Here is an 18,114-nt window from a genome sequence, read left to right on the forward strand (position 1 = left end):
CTCCTTCACCTGAAGCTCGCTCTTTACACTGTTTTGCAAGCCAATAAGGCATCTACCGGAGCATGGTCTTCACCATACGCCTCACGAAATGATGGGTTTTGAGCATGATGAAAGCCTTTAAGTACAGTTACAGCATACCCCAGCTCCATGAAGTCCTCCGGCTCCCATCCGCTCCGATGCTTTTGATAATGTTCTCCTTGCAAGTGATAATGGTCCATTCCCTCCTGCGGAAAAAAACCCCGAGGTGTAAACACAACTACACGATTATAGGCGATTCTCTCGGCCATCCCGAGTAATCTCTGTCCTTCTTTCCTTTCAAAGTGTTCTATGGAATCGATAAAAGTGACTGCCGAGAACGTCTTAGGAAGAAATAATTTATCCATATGACTAGCATCCCCATGCACTGGAATAATGTGAGGTGATTTATATTCACGATGCAGTAGGTAAGGTCTGTGAATTTCTAGTCCTAGAACAACTGCGGCTTCATACCGTTCAAGCAGGGTACCGGTGCCGCTGCCGATATCCAGTATACTTTCACAGAATTTCAACTGCTCCAATAAGATTGGTAGAAAGTCATTCACTTCAATTTCCCGATACATAACCTTCTTACCCCCCCATCGAAGAGATCAAGTGTTGGAGCGGACCCTTGTAGCGAGCGTTGGTTGCAGCTGCCTCTGCCATAATGACATCGTAATATTTAAGCGTCCCCATCCCTTCATGATTACGGTAAGCGGTGAGTGACTGATTCAGCATCACAGGTGCATACCCGTTCAGAATCGCGCGGTACCATAAATCATAGTCATGTGTATAGGGAAGTGATTCATCAAAAAGCCCAATCGCTCCAAATACCTCTCGTTTGAACATCACCGTGCAGCCATTAATAGGGTTCCCCTGTAAAAAACAACGTAAATAATCGAGGTGACTAGGAAACAATAGCGATGCGTTCATCTGAACAAGTTGAGATTGACCGTTAATAAAATTGAAGTTGGTATAGGAGATCAACAAATGGTTCTGCTCCATGAACAGCACCTGATTATTGATTTTGTCTCGATAGAATAAGTCATCTGAGCTGAGCCAGGCCACATAGTCTCCGCTTGCATGCAAGATGCCGTGATTCAGTGCAGAGGCGGTTCCTCCGTTACTTTTCCCTAAATAATGAATTCGCGGAAAATACGGTCTAATCAGATCTGTGTGAACGGTCGAGCCGTCATCGACGACGATGATCTCGTAAGGTTCCCAAGACTGTGAAAGCACACTTTGCAAGGCATGCTCTATATAAGGGCAGTTATAAAAAGGAATCACTACCGATACTTTCGGTCTCATAACATCCGTCCTTCCCAGTTCACGCGGCAATAGTCCAAAATATCTGTTAAGGACTGGCTAAACTCAATTCCCGGCTTCCAGCCTAATGAAGTTACATTTTCTTCAGGTGTTGCAGAGGCATCTGAAGTTATTAGTTTATCCCCCGCCACTCCGTTAACCGGAATAGAGAGAGCAGCTTGTTCTGGTCCCCAGTCCATCGGAATTGAGGCACTGGAGCAGCTTATCAGCTGCTCCGCAATATCCCCAAGTTGCCGCTGTGTCCCTGAATCAATTCGATAAATGGTTCCATTAGTTCCTTCGCGCAATATAAAATCATAAGCTCTTACAGCATCGCGTACATCCAGAAAATCACGTAATGCATAGCGAGAAGAAAGTTTAAAGGGAGGGATTTCTTCGTCTGCATACACTTCACTACGAACAATATGCTGTGCCAATAATGAGCAGAAACCAGTAGAAGGACCGGGACCGATTAGGTTGCAGGGCTCAGCCAGCAGAACGGGTTGTTTAAACAGCGTCCCCCAAGCCAGAGACACCAGCTCTTCTATTGTTTTGCTGAGGCTATATGGGTGTGGGGGTCCTGCCGCCACACCCGGTTTGAATTTAAGTCGCGAGCCTGCTACGAGAATTCGACTGGTAGGTAGACTTCGCATGGCTTCTAGCAAATATAACGTAGCCATCACATTCGTCTCCATAAAGAGCAAAGGGTTACGCCAAGACTCGGGCACCGAGTTGTTTCCTGCCAAATGAAGGACAGCCTCCGGTGTAGTTTCCTTGATCATCTCAGCTACAGCCTTCCGATTGCTTAAATCACAGTAGTAAACCTTCACTCCTTCTGGAAACAAAGCGGAAGACAGGGCACCCGCTGTGGATGGCGGGCGCACCACAGCGGTAACCTCAGCGCCTCCTGCCAAGAACAAATGAACGGCATGTCGACCGGTGAATCCGGCCGCCCCGGTAATCAGTAGTTTTTGACCTTTCATGGGGACATCTCTGACTGTTTCATCCAGTCAGCCAGTTCTTGCAGCATCAATGGGTACGAAGGCAACGGCAAATCAACATCCGTTCTTGTATTCACTAATGTTCGATCTTGAACATGTTCATCCTCAGGGATGATTTCCACATCCTCTTTATGAAATGCAGCCTGAATATGCTGAAGCAGCTCATATTTGCTTACCGGGTTCGGATGCGCTAAATGGATCAGCCCCGATACCGTGGAATCCAGCAGCGTATCCATTGCCTTAGCTAATTGGAGTGTAGTTACTCCGTTCCACATCACCCTGCGGTATCCTGACACTTGACCACGCTGTGCCAGAAACCAATCCATCAAACCAATGCCGTCCTGGCGGATTTCCGGACCAATAATCGAAGTCCGGATCGTAAGATGTCCAGGTTGCCGCACCTCGCCAAGACTTTTCGAAATCGCATAGGCAGAGGTTCCATCAGGAACATCCTCTTCTGTGTACCCCCCGCGTGTTCCTTCAAACACGCAGTCGGTACTGATATGAATAAGTCTTGCATGAACAGCTTCCGCCATCCGCCACAAGTGGTGAGGAAGAAAGCCATTCACGTGGTAAGCCCCAATTTTGTCACGTTCTGCGAATTGATTGAGTACCCCCATCGCATTAATGATGCAATGAGGGGAGACGATATCGACCAGCTTCTCTACTCCGGCTATATCGTTCGCATCTACATACAGCCCGCCAAGATCGCTCTTATCCCGGGTTGTATGGAAGACGTGATGCTTGCCCTGGCGGCGGAAATAATCCGCCAGCATATGCCCCGCCATACCGTTTCCACCAAGGATAAGCAGCTTCATTGCAGGAAACCTCCTCGAATCAAGATGCTTTTGATCTCTTCCTGATCCATTAGATTCGTCTCGGAGCTGAAACTATTAAAAGAGACATGAGGATAAGCGCTATAATGTGCCTTTAACTCTGGCATGTTCAGCGTAGGGAGAATCACTAGATACTGTTCATCGTAGACAACGGTTGTTAAGCTTTCGAAATCGCTCATTAGAATCTCGTGTATTTTCTCCCCCGGACGAATTCCGGTCTCGATAATACTTACATTCGGCTCTCCAGAGGCCTCGATTAACACCTCAGCCAGGTCGATAATCCGGCAAGTAGGCATCGTCATGACAAAGATTTCTCCACCTAAGCTAACCTCAGAAGCTTTAAATAACAACGTAATCGCATCGCGTAGTGTGAAAAAGAAGCGGGTCATTTTCATATCGGTAATACGTACCTGTCCCTTGTCCTTGATCTGCTTCATGAACAAATGTACTACGCTGCCGTTCGTTCCGAGCACATTACCTCCACGTACGGTTACAAAACGGGTGTTTGAGCCAATTAGATTGGCATAGACGAACAATTTTTCTCCAATCGCTTTGGTCATTCCATAGAAGTTCGACGGGTTTGCAGCCTTATCCGTAGAAATGTAAATGGCTTTCTCAACGCCATTCACAATAGCTGCTTCGATCACATTCTGAGTGCCTACAACATTGGTTTTGAGCGCTTCATAGGGCTGATCTTCACAGACCGGAACATGTTTGAGTGCCGCCAAATGGAAAATATAATCAACGCCACGGCAGGCGGCGACCAGCGCATCCTTGTCACGGATATCGCCAATGATAAAGCTGAGTCGTTGATCCTCGAACTCCCGGCTCATCGCCACCTGAGCGGACTCACTGCGGGAGAATACGATAATTTCCTTAGGATTTTGCGGCAGAAGTTGCCTAATCAGCTCATGCCCCCAGGAACCGGTGCCGCCTGTGACCACAATCCGTTTATTATTGAACATGCAGGTTCCCTCCAAGCAAAAATTTAACTACCTTTACCGAAACATCCGGAGTCAAGTAACCTTCCGGAGCCTCCCAATCCCGACGGAGCGCCGCCATCAGCTTGACGCTACGTAGAATACTTTTCTGGTCAACACCTGACACCACGTTACTTCCGCAATCTACCGTTTCGGGACGCTCCGTTGTTCTGCGAATCGTAACGGTTGGTACTTTCATCAAGCAGCATTCCTCCTGTACGGTCCCACTGTCGGTGATGGCACACAAGGCGTGCTGTTCCAAATAAACAAAATCAAAAAATCCGAAGGGCTCATGAAATTCAACGAGAGGATTCATTGGAAGAGAAAATTGCTCAGTTAGTTTGGAGCGAGTGCGAGGATGAATGCTGCATATTAAACGAATTCCAAAATGCTCAGCCACTGCGTTAAGACCTGACATAATTTGTACAAGGGACTCTGGATCATCTACATTCTCTGCACGATGTGCTGTTACAAGGAAATACTGCCCTGAGGTAAGATTCAGCTGCTCCAGAATACTGCTAGCCTGGATTTTCGACTCAAAATGAGTCATGACCTCATGAATCGGATTTCCTGTTAACACAATACGTCTGCTTGGGAAGCCTTCGCTGATTAGATGTCTTTTGCTCTGCTGTGTATATGGCATATTAATGGTCGAAACGGCATCTATGACACGGCGGTTTTTCTCTTCGGGCACTTTTAGGTCATAGCAACGGTTGCCTGCCTCCATATGCACCACCGGAATACCCATTCGTTCGGCCAAAATCGCGCATAACGCGCTATTCGTATCCCCCAGAAGTAAGACACGGTCTGGTTGTTCTTTCTGTAAAATGCTCTCTAGCCCTCCGAACATGGCGGCAAGCTGGCCGCCGAGTCCTGCTTGCTTATCCTGCAGCACATAATCCGGCGCCCGCAGTCCCAGCTCTGCAAAGAAAATGCCGCTGAGACTGGCGGTGAAGTTCTGGCCGGTATGCACCAGAATGTGCCGCTCAGCATGTTCGTCGAGAAGCGGAATGATAACACTGAGGCGGATGATTTCAGGCCTCGTGCCTAAAATCGTCATGATCTTCATGAGTTCACTCCCCTGCCTGTTTGATGATGGTCTGACTTGGCTCAGTCGGGTGGACTGAGACTGCTAGAAGCGCAGTTTGGGCTTTTAGCAGGATTGGTAGAATAGTAGATTGAGACAATCTGCGGGATTTATACCGCTCATTTAGCGGTTCCGGCTGGAATCGCGGCAATCTGCGGGATTTATACCGCTCATTTGGCGGTTTCAGCTGGAATCGCGGCAATCTGGGGCATTTATACCCCTCTTTTCGCTCGTTTAGCCGAATTCGCGACAATCTGGGGCATTTATACCCCTCTTTTTGCTCCTTTAGCCGAATTTGCGGCAATCTGGGGCATTTATACCCCTCTTTTCGCTCATTTAGCCAGATTTGCGACAATTTGGGGCATTTATACCCCTCTTTTCGCTCGTTTAGCCGAATTCGCGACAATCTGGGGCATTTATACCCCTTCTTTTCACTCAGCTTGCCACCTTCGCGGCAAGCGAGGCACTTACGCAGCGCGCCGCCGCCCACCCCGGCGGGCTCGGCGGCGCTTGCCCCCGGCGGTGCTACGCCGCCGGGCAGAGCCCTTACGCCGCTTACGAGCAGCGCGGCGTAAAACCAACGGGCGCCCGCTTCGCCGGCGCGCCCGGGCTTTGCCGCGTCGCTTGCGGGCGACGCGGCTCGGTAGGCCCTTGCTTCGCGGCAAAGCCGGCGACGCAGCGGGCAATTCAGGCAGGACAGCGGGTGGTTCTACCACGCTGTCAGCCTCGCGCACCGGCATTGCGCTGCAATAGCGGAGGCTCCACATCTCCGCAAGACCCTGCAGGCGGCTCCTATAAGCCGCCGGACCATAAACGGCGTCGACGCGCTCCCGCGCTTGGGCGCCTATGGTTATCGCCAGCCCCGGCTGCGCCAGCATGACGTTGACTCTTTCGGCCAGCGCGGAAATGTCCGACGCGGGCACGAGATTTTCGCCGCAGCCTGCTGCGTGCAGGATTTCCCGCAAGCCCCCGGAGTCGTAAGCGACTACGGGTTTTCCAAAAGCCATTCCTTCCAAAGCAGTCATTCCGAAGCCTTCGCGGACCAGACTAGGAACAACCAGCACATCCATAGCGCAATAAGCAGATGGAAGGCATTCAGCATAACCAACAAATTTAAATCGGGTATACAGTCCCTCAAGCTTTACCTTGCGGACACAGCGATCATAGTAGCTTTTGTCACCAGCTGAACCTATGACAACAAATTTCGCACTAGGATGGACTGCGTACACAAGCACAGCCATTTTCACAAAATGTTCCAATCCTTTTTCCTTATTAATAAAAGAAGAAATATAACCGACCAGCTGCTCCTGCGGTTTAATCTTTAGCTCTCGCCGTCGTTCGCCCCGAAGCTTACTCCAAGCCTCAATCATCATTTCTTTGTCATTCCAAGAAGGCGGAAGCTGGATCACTTTCTCCGCTCTGACTTCCTCTGGAAAGCAAGCTGTTACCGTCTGTGAAATAGCCAGAATCTCATCACTATTCCGATGAATCAGATCTACACTAATGGGTGTATATTCATTGTCTGTTATCGTCTCTGATATTTTCCATACCACCGGAATGCCAAGTGACTTGGCAGCCATTGCTGGCAAAGCATGCACACAGGTACTTGTAATAATAAACGCCGGGCGGAGAGAGGTTAGCCAGTCTGTTAATTCGTGATACTCCCTGCCTTCCTGGAATTTACGAGCATCTGCCTCGAGCCCTGCATAAGGAGTATACATTCCGTATAAAAGAGGAATCGAGAGCAGTTGTACACTTATTCCGAAGCTTCGAGCCTGAGCAGTCAGCTTGCCGTCCTGAGGTGCAACGAGAATACAATTAAAGTACGGAGAAAGTTCCTGAGCGAAAAACAACAACAACTTCTCCGCTCCGGTAATACTGCGTGTATTAGATACATGTGAAAAGAGGACGATTGTAGCTTTATCAGCCATGGCGTTTCGGCGCTCCCTAACGAGGGCCTGGAGCAGCCATTCACCTCCCTAAAAGTTTTACGAAGCGTTGCTCAAGTTTCTTACTTCGCAGTAAAACTCGCTTCGGAAGCATTCGCTTAGTTTTACGAAGCGTTGCTCAAGTTTCTTACTTCGTAGTAAAACTCGCTTCGGAAGCATTTGCTTAGCCTGAGCCTCGCCCTCTCAGCCCATAACCCACCTTCGCCTCCGCTCAGCTATCCAAGCCGCTCCATCAGCTTCTTTTCATCAGGTTACAGGCATACGCTGAGGTCCGGTTCTACAGTATATCGAGGAAAAACAGATGCCGGCACGACACCTGTCCCCTGCTAAGCGCACATTTCCATATCCAGTTTGGGCCAAAGTCTAGCCGTAGATTACTGTTAGCATCTGGTGAATACGTTTTGCGTAAGTGTGATCCTTGAGTGTCCGTTCAAAAGCACGCAGCGCGATTGCCCGGCGTTCCTCCTCATGGGTTAAGTAATAACGGATCTTATCCATCATTTCCTGAGGACTCGCAAAGGTCACAATTTCTTCATCCGGTTTGTAGAAAGATCCCATATCATCTCTAGCATCTACTAATTGCAACGTGCCCGTTGCTGCAATTTCAAAGGTACGCGGATTAGGAGAAACGGCAGGAATCGAAAGCGTATTGTTATTAACCACTTCATCAATGTGCGAGCGGTGGAGGTTAATGACGATTTTGGAGCCGCTGTAAGCTACTGACGTCTCTTGTGGGGACATCCATTTGCCAATTTCAATACGGTCACCGTAGAGCGGAGCCTCAGGCAGACGATCCCACCAGATTCCGTTAATCACCGTGTTATAGTTCATCAAATCAGGAAGAATCTCACGGAAGAAGTTCACCCGGTTCCAATAGGCGGAGCCAATAAAGCTAACTTCCCGATTGACTGACGAACGTGTTGTAGTAGGACGGTAATGCTCCAGGTGAGCAGCAAAAGGAAGATAATGGACCTCAGGGCAACCAAGTCCCCGATAGAAATCAATACAATTACGTTCAAGTGTGAATACAAAATCGTAGTGAGCCACAATCTTGACCGTAAAGTCAGTGTAATAAGGATCATCAGTAAGCCAGATAGCTGTCCGAATGCCACTAGTGCGTAGAGCATCGATCTGCTCAAGAGGTAAATCCATACCGTCTAGCACCAATACCAGATCCGGTCTTTGCGCTGCAGCCAGCTCTACTAGATTTTGACGCACATCCGTAATTGTGACTTGAGCTGTTAATTTTTGTAGTGCGCAAAGAACCGCATCATCTAAAGGAGAGTAAGGGTAGCCTTTGCCAGAAGCGACATACATGACATGAATATTCCGCACAGGAAATACTTCTTCAGATCGACCATTCAGGATCGCAAGGCGCCCCCGTAAATAGCCCTCATCATACCCCCCCTTAAAACCACTCAGACGACCACGCAGCTTTTCTTCCTCCGGAGGTGTAAGAGGTAATGGGGGGGTAGGCATAATAAATTCATTATTGTTCATAATCCTCGCTCCTTTATCCCGTTATAGATTTCATACACGTGAAGCAATTACATTCAGCAAATGAGGCAAACGCGCAGTGAATGTATGGTTTCGCATGGTAGTCCGTAATCCCCGTAAAGCATAGATTCGCCGCTCTTTTTCATGCTTCAAATAGTACTCAATCTTCTGCTGCAGTTCCTTAGCGGAGCCAAAAGTATCCAGATCATAACCAGGCCGATAATAATTGCCCAAATCCTCACGAACATCCGTAAGCTGCATAGTACCGCAGGCGCTGATCTCATAGGTGCGCGGATTAATGGAGCGTGAAGGAAGGCGGTAGCTATTCCGGTTATCCTGACCCTCTTCCCACGGGCGGTGAATATTAATGACTATTTTTGCGCCACTGTAGTAGTTGGCTGTCTCCTCAGGCGGGATAAAGCCATTGCTGATAAAAGGTGTAAGTTGATCATAGGTTGCGAGGCGTTCCCAGAACCCCCCAGCGATAAGCACTTTTTTCCCCTTAAGATAAGGTGCTAGTTCGTCGAACAGCTCTGTCCGATTACGAAATGCATTACCAATAAATACAATGTCATACTGATATTGCGGGCCGGTACGCCGTGGGTAGAACATCTTTGGATTGACACACAGTGGCAAATAATGAACCGATGACACCCCAAGGGATTGATAAAACTCTACGCAACCCAGCTCATGTGTAAATACGTGATCATAATGCTTGCAAATGACTGAAGTGTCCTCTGTAAAATAAGGATCATCCACAAACCAAATGGCGGTTGGGATGCCTAGCTTTCTTATCTCCGAAATCTGTTCTAAATGATTTTCCGGGAATACATGAAGCCCATTCATCACTAGCACTGCCCCAGGCATTTCCCGTGCCGCGGTTTCTAGCATCGTTTCAGGAGTACTTATTACAAGCTCACTTACAAGCTGCTGCAGCGCCTCCGTTACGCCAGTGTCGATCGCCTGAAATCCTTGAGGAACATACATTAACTTAAATGGTCGGCTGGCTTCGACCCCTGGAGTATTCAGACGTTGCACAGCCTCACACATGCCAAGACGATATCCTTCGTGATAACCGTCGCGATATTCTCGCGGATGCTTTTGTTTTTTTCTCTTTCTCGCTTTCACGGCCTTCACCCTGCCCCGTCGTATTCTCAAGACAGTATAACTATATGCGGAGTCAGCACTCGCCTCATGGACATCTGTCTTTACTAGAACTAAATTGGCAGATGTCCCCTGTCTTTTGCCCGGCTTGCCCGAACCTTAGATGATTTCATCCACTCACAGGATGCTGGTATACTATAAGAGGCTGTTCAAAAAGTCCGCTTTTGATCACGAAGTAGCCCAAGAAGCTTACTCGACATCGAATATTGAATTCAGGCGAAACTTCCGGTGCTCACGTAGCTTCCACTACGCTCCGCTCCTCAGTTTCTACCTTCTTTCAATCTTCTCGGTGCTGAAAACCGTACTTTTAGAACACGCACTATAAAGGTCTAGCTTGAGACTTACATCTCTTCATATCTGAGCGGAAATGATTATTTATAGCATTCACAAGGGGGACACTATGAACAACACCACGTTGTACTTGCGCCATGCAGAACTGCTTCGTGATCAGGTTCCATCATTCCAAACCTATCCATTTCATCTGCCAGCCGTAAGAACACTGGATCGGCTTATTTTTCAAAAGCCAGTAACCTTTCTTGTCGGGGAGAATGGCACAGGGAAATCTACCTTGCTAGAGGGAATTGCTGCTGCGTGGGGCTTTAATCCTGAAGGTGGAACACTTAACTTCTCTTTTAACACTCGTTCCTCGCATTCGAGTCTCTATGAGTATTTCAGAATTGCTAGAGGGGTTAGACGTCCGAAGGACGGCTTTTTTCTACGCGCGGAGAGCTATTATAATGTGGCTTCCTACATTGATGAATTAGATGAACAGCCTAGTTTTGGTCCACCAATCAAGAACTCCTATGGAGGCAAGTCCCTGCACGAGCAGTCTCACGGAGAGTCTTTTTTCGCAGCGTTCGTTCATCGTTTCGGAGGACGTGGTCTTTATATTCTCGATGAACCTGAAGCGGCTCTATCTCCTCTACGGCAAATGTCTCTGCTGGTGCGTATGCATGAGCTAGTGCAACAGGATTCACAGTTTATTATCGCGACCCATTCTCCCATTCTAATGTCCTATCCGGGAGCTGAGATTTTTCTTCTAGAAGGTGAGGGCATAAGGTCTGTCGCCTTGGAGGAAACAGAGCACTATACCGTGACCAAAGCATTTATGAATGACCGCCAGGGTATGCTGCGTGAGCTATTAGAGGATGAACAAGCATAAACACCTTCGACGTCCCTATAAGGACGGTAAGCGTTTAAGCGAGAAATATAAGGATAATTTACAACATGGAACATATAAATTCTTATATTTTAATAAAAACAGCAAGTCTCCATAATCGGAAACTTGCTGTTTGAATTGTTCCATAAATTAACGTCTTACAATTCCCACTACCTTGTGTACAACCCATCCGAACATGACTACAACCATCATATCGAAGCACACATTAAACAAGAATAAATGCTTACCGATGTCAGCCCTTCCGTCCCCAAGAATCGGAACCAGGAAGGAGAAAATCCCTATCAGTCCTAATAACATCAGCAGTTCACCAGCAACTCTTCCCTGAACATCCCGACTACGGAAATATTGGAACACCGCCCCGGCAAAATACACCAGATAGAATATAGTGAGAAATCCGAGCGTATGCGGAATATGCTTGTTCTTGAATTCGCTCCACCCGCTGTAAGTGTACGATAATGCACCTGCTGGCTTATTTTCACTCTTCTCATAGTTCCCTAGATAATAAGGACGAATCGCCATACTGTTACTAGCAGCATATTCCATATTATCTATTAACCGTCCTGGATGTTCTAAGTAGAAGAACAATACATCCTTATGGGATACCCGGTCGTAGAAATCCGGTACCAGCGAAGGATCATCCTGTTTGATCACTGTATCGGTCTGAAAATAATTCGTGCCCGCAAGTACCTCCAACCGCTCCGGCAATCCGAGATCCTGCAAATCTCCCTTCACATCTGGTGATTCGTTTAATATCCCAAAAAACACAGTCTGATACAGGTTAATATGCTTCAGCTCTTTTGGCGCCGTCACGTACATAACGATGGATACCAGAAATATCGCAATCGAAAAGCGTAAGGCCAGCTTTCTCCATTTCCGCTCACCATCAAGCGTCATAAACCGCAGGAAGATCAATGCAAAGGCAATCCCAATCGGCGCATTCTGAATTTTGGAGGTGACCAGAAACAGTATCGCAATAAAAAATAAGGTTAACCCCTTAGTCGTAGGCTTTTCTTGGCTAGTGAGTCTTAACCCCAGTGCAAAGGTCAACAGCATAAACACCATCGATACCGGTTCTCCAAACAAGGAGTTAAAGTATGCCAAATACCCAATATCATAGAATACAAACAAAATAGCTACACCTAGCAGCAGCCCCGTAACATAAGAGCCGCGAGCATTGTACTTCACCAGCAGCAAGGTCGCCACCAGTAAAAGAAGACCGTAAACTGCACCGAGCAATCTAACATCAAAAAAGCTGCCATGGATGAGCCCGCCGATCAACCTCGGTACAAGCACAATCAAAATCTGTGAAGAAGGATAGAAGCCCCTAAACAAATTCTCATACGCAAAACGAGAATGGCTAAAATTAAAAAACTGGTCGGTATACGATGCTGCAATATCATAGTAGTTCAGACCGATGGTATTCATCATACGCAGGAAATCTCCATTATCAGCAACCCCAATAAAAGGTCCTACGAATAGCAGATAAATAATGAGACCGCAGCCGGCAAGGCTTACGAGATACTCCGGTTTCCAGAACTTTTTCATGATTCCCCCTATCTCTGTGGTAACAGCTTCACATATTCGTCGGACAAATTCATTAGCTTCAATACATACTCATAATCGCTCTGATATTTCGAGAAGTCCGTTACCGGCTTGAGCGTATCCAGCGACACAGCTTCACCATCTGCAAATCCTTTTCCAGGGACATAGAGAATGTCATCATTAAAGAAGGAGCCGGAAGGCAAATAATATCTCATCCCTAACACATTACGATCAATGTTGAGCAGGTCATGACCAAAGGCTGTATAACCTTCTTGTTGTAGTGAAACACCCATTAAATTAGCAATCGTAGGAAGGATATCTAGTTGTCCTCCCGTACGCTCTACTACCTTCCCTTGCTCCATTCCCGGCACACGCACAATGAGTGGAATATTAAAGCGGCTGATCCGGGAATCATATGGAACACCAAGTGCACTTTCCACTTGCTCTGGCGGAACGTCCTGAGGCTGCAGGCCAAAGTGGTCGCCATACATGACCAGAACAGTGTTATCCCACAATCCATTTTCTTTCAAACCTTCTATTAAAGTACCTATGGCATAATCAGTATAGTTTATAGCAGTCAAATAATCACCAAGCATCGTATCCTTCAAATTATCAGGCACAGTGATTTTCTTAAAGGAATCTGGGATTTTGAAAGGATGATGACTGGATGCTGTCACCATCTGTGCGTAGAAGGGAGTTCCCTTCTTCTTCAGCTCTGTCAATTTCTCGACACCCGTAATATACAGTTGTTCATCGGAAGCACCAAACGCATTAAAATGATCATTCGTAAAATAATCTTTGTCATAATAACCGTTAAACCCAAGCGCCGGATATAGTTCATTCCGATTCCAAAACCCTACTTTATTCACATGAAAGGTGTATGCCTCATACCCTTTATCTCTTAGCAGTCGTGGTAAGCTTGGCAATTCTCTGTCCCCGAATCCGGTAGACATGGCCAAAGTACCAATCGGATAAATAGACGTATTGCTCATGAATTCAGCATCAGATGTATTCCCTGGACCAATCTGCTGGTAAACATGAGGAAAATAAAAGCCCTCATCCGCTAACTTATTCATGACTGGCGTCAATTCTTGACCATCCAAGGATTGATGTAGTGGGAAATTCTGAAAAGCTTCTAATTGTAGCACAATTACATTTTTACCCTTTTGTGAGCCAAAATAATCAGGAGTCGTACCCGCTGGCTTGTCACTATAAGGATAGGAAGATTGCAGGGCGTCAACCTTCGCAATCGTATCCTTAATATCACCCGTTCCAATGAGATTGTTATCTTCATTAATTTTAATCGCCGCAACGACTTCATAATTTAGAAATCCGGCAGTTTCCGCCTGTACAAGCTCATTTGTAATCCCCCGTGCAGAGTGGACAGAATATGCCGATAAAGATAAGCCTCCAATAATAGATACCAGAATCACCACCACATGCACGAATCCTGTCTTCCGGGAACTAGAGCGCTCACGCGGGTAGGTCTTTCCTTGTTTCCATCTGCGAATCAAACCATAGATAGCGAAGATGACAAAATCCACGAAGAATAAGTAATCAATACTCTTTATGGTAGATTCTACGCTTGCCTTCACTTGAAATACCTGATTGATTTCAGATAAGGCCAGGTAGGTTGGAACAGAACCAAAGTGATTAAAATATACAGCGGCTGCGAACAGCAACAGCGATAAAAAGCCGTTAATTATCCAATAGACGGTTGTTCTCACCCTAGATGGCGTAATCACCGTTAAAATCCCCATAATAAAAAGGACTGGCGCTACATCCGCTGCAATCCATTCCCAAGCAATTCTATCAAAGAACAACACTCTCAGAAGCAACAGCTTTAACCATAACAATATAACAACGATAAAAAAATGGGCGCGATCCGGCCCTTGCTTTTTCACTTATAATCCCCTCTTACATGTTCATTTGTTCGAAATATCAAATCTATTCTAGTAATTTGTAAAATATCAGGTTGTTCTAGTATAACAATACTTACTTTTTTTATCAAAATGGTAGAATTATCTTCCACTCAAAAAAAGAGATGCCCCGCTGCTCTTTCGGCATTGGAACATCCCTGTTAACTATGAGTTGATCAATCTTCAGACGATTGAAGTATACTTAAGCAATCTTTTAATAGAACGGTTCGCTTCATTTAACACAACTTCCTTATCTACAGTCTTCAGCAGACCTCTTTCCATCACGATCTCCCCGTCGATAATCGTAGTTTCCACATCTGCCCGGGTAGCTGAATATACAATTCTAGAGATGGGATCTACGTCATAGGAGGGGAAGGTATGGAAATTGAAGAGATTCAGGAGCACTAGGTCTGCTTTTTTACCCACCTCGATACTACCGATCTTATCTTCCATCCCTACCGCTTTTGCCCCACCTATAGTTGCCATACGAAATACACTGCGGGCATCCATCGTCGTAGGTCCATGTTGAGGCTTCTGAATAATTGCCGCGAGCCGCATTTCATTAAACATATCCAGATTGTTATTGCACGGTGCACCGTCAGCACCCAGACTTAGTGACACATGATCATGGAGCATCCCCGGTGTATCAGCAATTCCAGACGCTAGTTTCAGATTTGAGCCAGGGCAATGACTTACATGAACTCCACGATCCCGCAATATGCGCCGCTCCTCAACATCCAGCCATACACAATGCGCCAGTATTAAGCGCTCATTAGCTAATCCTAGATGGTCCAGATAGACGATGTTACGCATCCCGGTCATCGCCTGTACAATCTCAATCTCCCCTAAATTCTCAGAAGCATGGGTGTGCACCTTCACATCATACCTTGCGGAGAGATCTCGTACCTCGGTTAACAAGGGTTCGGTGCAGGATATTACAAAACGCGGAGAGAACGCATATTGAATCCTTCCATTGCCATAGCCATTCCATTTTTCAAGCAAATCCACACTTTCCTGTAAAGAAGAAGCGGTATCCTCCTGCAGTGCTTCAGGCACATCTCCTCCTTTTTGATCCATCATCACCTTACCGGACAAAGCACGTATTCCACTTTTAGCAATGGCCTGAAAAGCATAGTCCGTATGGTGAACAGTCTCCATATCAACAATCGTAGTGGTTCCGCTGGAAATCAGTTCTCCAATACCGAGCATCGCCGAATAATAAAGGGATTCCTCATCATGCGCCGCCTCTAACGGCCAAATCCGTTTACGCAGCCAGTCCATAAGCTCCAGATCATCTCCCTTCCCACGGAATAACGTCTGGCATAAATGAATATGCGTCTGAACAAAACCGGGAATTAACGTACGGTTCGTGGCATCGATGACCTTTTCGTCTCCCTGCGGGATCAGACCAATGCCGATTTCTACGATGATATCATCCTTAATTCGAACATCCCCGACAATAATTTCCTCCTGTTTGTTCATTGTAATGATCTCAGCATCTTTGATCAGAATGCTCCCCATTGTCCTTATCCCCCTCATTGTTCATTCGTTTGCCGTTTCACGGTGTAACACAAAAAGGCCACAAAAATATGCCGTAGCATATTTTCGTAGCCAGAAATTTACGGTTTCCGGTAGAGACCCTTAAACCAATTATTAAGGATATACGAAAAGAGAAGCTATTCTATTCCAAATTTGAATAAATCAATCATAAGACAAAGACAGGTTTAATGTCAACAAAAGTTATTTAAACTAACACAAATTTCTTAATTAGATCTGTTCACAATTAAAAATAATGATTATCTCTATTTACATGTAATAAAACATGACTTTAATTATGATTTCCCACGCTATTTATCAATGTTTCTTAAGTTCCGCTTTTATACTCGTCCTATCACCCGAACCGATAGCTTCGCTTTTAATAAAGTAATAGCGAGGAGGAGATCAAATGCCAACAATTACTCAAACCCCAAATGAGTTGCAAGCATTCATCGCCGCTGCTGAAAAAGTATGGTTCGAGGTCTACGATTCTGCCGATTCTCGTAGAGTGATCCGCGTTGATGGCGCCGATTATTATCGTCTGCCGGTTAGATTCAGTACCAGAGCTAAGGTCATTTCGTATTTTAGAAAGTACTGGGGCATTACAATGAGCAACACCATGTTCTGTAATTTAAAAACCGTTTCTAGAAACAACAGGCTTTATGTAATATCGGGAGATACAGGAACCATTGCTTTTATCCCAAGAAGACTCACCGTTACGGGTCGCACATCAACAAGAATACGCCTTACAGCAGTTCTGTCCATTGATGATATGAGCGATGAAGATATCGTTAACGTTCGTTACCTGATCGGCGTATCCGGTAGAAGGCTTCTTATCCTTAACCGGGATCAAAAAAATACCGATACTCGATATCAGACATGCCGTTAAGGGAATAAAGAAAAAAGGTCCAGAGGTTAACCCTCTGAACCTTTTTTTATGTTAAAGCTTCCTAACTATGTTCCGGTTTCAGCACCTTCTCGAATACTGGAAAGTTCGCCGTGCGGTTCGGAAAACCCACTTCACCTCTATGGTCATAACCAAGGCGAGGATAGATTTCCAATGCTCTAGTATTCTTCGCATAAGTATCCAGCCGAATACTTGTGTAACCATTACGCGCTGCGTAATCCTCCGCGAAAGCAATTAGCCTAGTCGCAATCCCTTTTCCCTGAATATGTGGATGAACTGCTAAACGATGCATAATCAGATGTGGCCCTTGATTTTGCTTCCACTCGATCTTCTTATATTCCTCAGAAGCATTCTCATCCAGTACAAGAATACCCGCGATAGCTTGATCTTCTTCACATACATATAAGGTACCCTGTGCGATATCCAGTTCGATAATCTCTTTATTCGGATAGCTCTCATCCCACTGGTCGCTTCCAGCGGCCTGCATAACTTGTACACATTTTGAGATCAATTCCATGATCTCTTCGATCTCATCCTGTCTAGCTTTTCTGATCCCATTTCCTACTTGCATCCTGCTATCCCCTCTTTCTTATCGACATCTGAAAACCTCTGAATAGATTCTCGTTTTAGAAGTCTATCATATTCGGAGACAAATTCCGATAGTAGGATGATTCCAGAGAGGATGCAATCCCTCTAAGCTGAGGGACACGAAAGATCAGAATAACACGTCATAGATTAGATCTCCGGGTCCCTTCCTCTTAACTTACCTGCCGCTGCTCAATTAAACTCCAGCTTATGCCCGTCCTCGAAGCCCTTGGCGAAACCGGCGTCGAACCCCACGTTGTATGCTTCTGTGTACCCCTGCTGAAAGGCGTCTGCCGGTGGCGTTTCCGGCGAAACGCCAAGGTCCGGGGGGAGCGGAATGACCTGCGGGGCAGGTGGAGCCTCGATAACCGGCACTACATGAACTGGTGCTTGTATAACCCTCACCTTTCGAACAAGCTTGCGGCGGAGTCTTCTTTTCTTTCGTACCAAAAGCCCCTTCTTCGTCTTTCCATAACGAACGACTTTCCGAGAAAGTCCTCTGCGGGGTTTGCGGGCTAGACCTCTACGCACTTTCGTTTTCCGCGAGAGCAGTAGTGTGCGTCTGCGGGTTCTGCCTGAACGTAATGTTCTAAGGCTCTTTTTCTTCATGC

General features: G+C 46.4%; 16 protein-coding genes and 1 riboswitch. Of the genes, 2 read left to right on the plus strand and 14 right to left on the minus strand.

Features of this window, described 5'->3' with window-relative positions:
* Nucleotides 1-23 precede the first annotated feature (23 nt).
* The 9 genes from NYE25_RS15875 to NYE25_RS15915 form a co-directional block, all read right to left on the minus strand.
* Complete coding sequence (locus NYE25_RS15875; protein WP_341051895.1) at nt 24-599, minus strand: class I SAM-dependent methyltransferase; 576 nt, start codon at nt 597-599, stop codon at nt 24-26.
* 7 nt (nt 600-606) lie between these two features.
* Nucleotides 607-1,323, minus strand: a complete 717-nt coding sequence (locus NYE25_RS15880) for a glycosyltransferase (protein WP_341051894.1) — start codon at nt 1,321-1,323, stop codon at nt 607-609.
* On the minus strand, nt 1,320-2,303 hold the full coding sequence (locus NYE25_RS15885; RefSeq protein WP_341146358.1) for an NAD-dependent epimerase/dehydratase family protein: 984 nt from the start codon (nt 2,301-2,303) through the stop codon (nt 1,320-1,322). Before NYE25_RS15885 ends, NYE25_RS15880 begins: the two co-directional genes overlap by 4 nt.
* Nucleotides 2,300-3,139, minus strand: a complete 840-nt coding sequence (locus NYE25_RS15890) for a dTDP-4-dehydrorhamnose reductase family protein (RefSeq protein WP_341146359.1) — start codon at nt 3,137-3,139, stop codon at nt 2,300-2,302. The genes NYE25_RS15885 and NYE25_RS15890 overlap by 4 nt, the downstream gene beginning before the upstream one ends.
* Entirely contained in the window at nt 3,136-4,122 is a 987-nt protein-coding gene (locus tag NYE25_RS15895; RefSeq protein WP_076285977.1) for a polysaccharide biosynthesis protein, read from the minus strand. The genes NYE25_RS15890 and NYE25_RS15895 overlap by 4 nt, the downstream gene beginning before the upstream one ends.
* A complete protein-coding gene (wecB, locus tag NYE25_RS15900) occupies nt 4,112-5,206 on the minus strand; it encodes a non-hydrolyzing UDP-N-acetylglucosamine 2-epimerase (protein ID WP_341051890.1) in 1,095 nt (364 codons plus the stop codon). The genes NYE25_RS15895 and wecB overlap by 11 nt, the downstream gene beginning before the upstream one ends.
* Before the next feature lie 485 nt (nt 5,207-5,691).
* Nucleotides 5,692-7,155: a glycosyltransferase family 4 protein gene (locus NYE25_RS15905; RefSeq protein ID WP_341146360.1), complete on the minus strand. Its 1,464-nt coding sequence runs from the start codon at nt 7,153-7,155 to the stop codon at nt 5,692-5,694.
* A 381-nt stretch (nt 7,156-7,536) separates the two neighbouring features.
* Entirely contained in the window at nt 7,537-8,652 is a 1,116-nt protein-coding gene (locus NYE25_RS15910; RefSeq protein ID WP_042194464.1) for a CgeB family protein, read from the minus strand.
* Between the two features lie 51 nt (nt 8,653-8,703).
* Nucleotides 8,704-9,798: a CgeB family protein gene (locus tag NYE25_RS15915; RefSeq protein WP_341129114.1), complete on the minus strand. Its 1,095-nt coding sequence runs from the start codon at nt 9,796-9,798 to the stop codon at nt 8,704-8,706.
* Nucleotides 9,799-10,234: 436 nt separating this feature from the next.
* On the opposite strand from NYE25_RS15915, the gene NYE25_RS15920 reads away from it, so the two are divergent.
* Nucleotides 10,235-10,996 carry an AAA family ATPase gene (locus NYE25_RS15920; protein WP_149644975.1) on the plus strand — a complete coding sequence of 254 codons (762 nt, stop codon included), beginning with the start codon at nt 10,235-10,237 and terminating at the stop codon, nt 10,994-10,996.
* Nucleotides 10,997-11,143: 147 nt separating this feature from the next.
* Here the strand turns inward: NYE25_RS15920 and wsfD are convergent, their stop codons facing one another.
* From wsfD to NYE25_RS15935, 3 genes are all read right to left on the minus strand, one after another.
* Nucleotides 11,144-12,559 (minus strand): glycan biosynthesis hexose transferase WsfD, encoded by a 1,416-nt coding sequence (wsfD, locus tag NYE25_RS15925; RefSeq protein ID WP_341146361.1) that lies wholly within the window; start codon nt 12,557-12,559, stop codon nt 11,144-11,146.
* An 8-nt stretch (nt 12,560-12,567) separates the two neighbouring features.
* Entirely contained in the window at nt 12,568-14,460 is a 1,893-nt protein-coding gene (locus tag NYE25_RS15930; protein WP_341146362.1) for an LTA synthase family protein, read from the minus strand.
* A gap of 198 nt (nt 14,461-14,658) precedes the next feature.
* Nucleotides 14,659-15,996, minus strand: a complete 1,338-nt coding sequence (locus NYE25_RS15935; RefSeq protein WP_341146363.1) for a 5'-deoxyadenosine deaminase — start codon at nt 15,994-15,996, stop codon at nt 14,659-14,661.
* A 67-nt stretch (nt 15,997-16,063) separates the two neighbouring features.
* A riboswitch (purine riboswitch) is annotated at nt 16,064-16,162 on the minus strand.
* A 258-nt stretch (nt 16,163-16,420) separates the two neighbouring features.
* Here NYE25_RS15935 and NYE25_RS15940 point away from each other — a divergent pair.
* A complete protein-coding gene (locus NYE25_RS15940; RefSeq protein WP_341146364.1) occupies nt 16,421-16,900 on the plus strand; it encodes a DL-endopeptidase inhibitor IseA family protein in 480 nt (159 codons plus the stop codon).
* A gap of 61 nt (nt 16,901-16,961) precedes the next feature.
* Here NYE25_RS15940 and NYE25_RS15945 read toward each other — a convergent pair whose 3' ends face one another.
* On the minus strand, nt 16,962-17,489 hold the full coding sequence (locus tag NYE25_RS15945; RefSeq protein WP_042191497.1) for a GNAT family N-acetyltransferase: 528 nt from the start codon (nt 17,487-17,489) through the stop codon (nt 16,962-16,964).
* Nucleotides 17,490-17,695: 206 nt separating this feature from the next.
* Nucleotides 17,696-18,112, minus strand: a complete 417-nt coding sequence (locus NYE25_RS15950) for a hypothetical protein (RefSeq protein WP_076285968.1) — start codon at nt 18,110-18,112, stop codon at nt 17,696-17,698.
* Between the last annotated feature and the right edge of the window lie 2 nt (nt 18,113-18,114).

This window comes from Paenibacillus sp. FSL E2-8871 (assembly GCF_038000345.1).
Taxonomy (GTDB): Bacteria; Bacillota; Bacilli; order Paenibacillales; family Paenibacillaceae; genus Paenibacillus_AQ.

Bases quoted from the DNA above. Each gene is read 5' to 3' on its own strand.
- NYE25_RS15875 (WP_341051895.1), bottom strand. From the start codon at position 599: ATGTATCGGGAAATTGAAGTGAATGACTTTCTACCAATCTTATTGGAG.
- NYE25_RS15880 (WP_341051894.1), bottom strand. From the start codon at position 1,323: ATGAGACCGAAAGTATCGGTAGTGATTCCTTTTTATAACTGCCCTTAT.
- NYE25_RS15885 (WP_341146358.1), bottom strand. From the start codon at position 2,303: ATGAAAGGTCAAAAACTACTGATTACCGGGGCGGCCGGATTCACCGGT.
- NYE25_RS15890 (WP_341146359.1), bottom strand. From the start codon at position 3,139: ATGAAGCTGCTTATCCTTGGTGGAAACGGTATGGCGGGGCATATGCTG.
- NYE25_RS15895 (WP_076285977.1), bottom strand. From the start codon at position 4,122: ATGTTCAATAATAAACGGATTGTGGTCACAGGCGGCACCGGTTCCTGG.
- wecB (WP_341051890.1), bottom strand. From the start codon at position 5,206: ATGAAGATCATGACGATTTTAGGCACGAGGCCTGAAATCATCCGCCTC.
- NYE25_RS15905 (WP_341146360.1), bottom strand. From the start codon at position 7,155: ATGGCTGATAAAGCTACAATCGTCCTCTTTTCACATGTATCTAATACA.
- NYE25_RS15910 (WP_042194464.1), bottom strand. From the start codon at position 8,652: ATGCCTACCCCCCCATTACCTCTTACACCTCCGGAGGAAGAAAAGCTG.
- NYE25_RS15920 (WP_149644975.1), top strand. From the start codon at position 10,235: ATGAACAACACCACGTTGTACTTGCGCCATGCAGAACTGCTTCGTGAT.
- wsfD (WP_341146361.1), bottom strand. From the start codon at position 12,559: ATGAAAAAGTTCTGGAAACCGGAGTATCTCGTAAGCCTTGCCGGCTGC.
- NYE25_RS15935 (WP_341146363.1), bottom strand. From the start codon at position 15,996: ATGGGGAGCATTCTGATCAAAGATGCTGAGATCATTACAATGAACAAA.
- NYE25_RS15940 (WP_341146364.1), top strand. From the start codon at position 16,421: ATGCCAACAATTACTCAAACCCCAAATGAGTTGCAAGCATTCATCGCC.
- NYE25_RS15945 (WP_042191497.1), bottom strand. From the start codon at position 17,489: ATGCAAGTAGGAAATGGGATCAGAAAAGCTAGACAGGATGAGATCGAA.
- NYE25_RS15950 (WP_076285968.1), bottom strand. From the start codon at position 18,112: ATGAAGAAAAAGAGCCTTAGAACATTACGTTCAGGCAGAACCCGCAGA.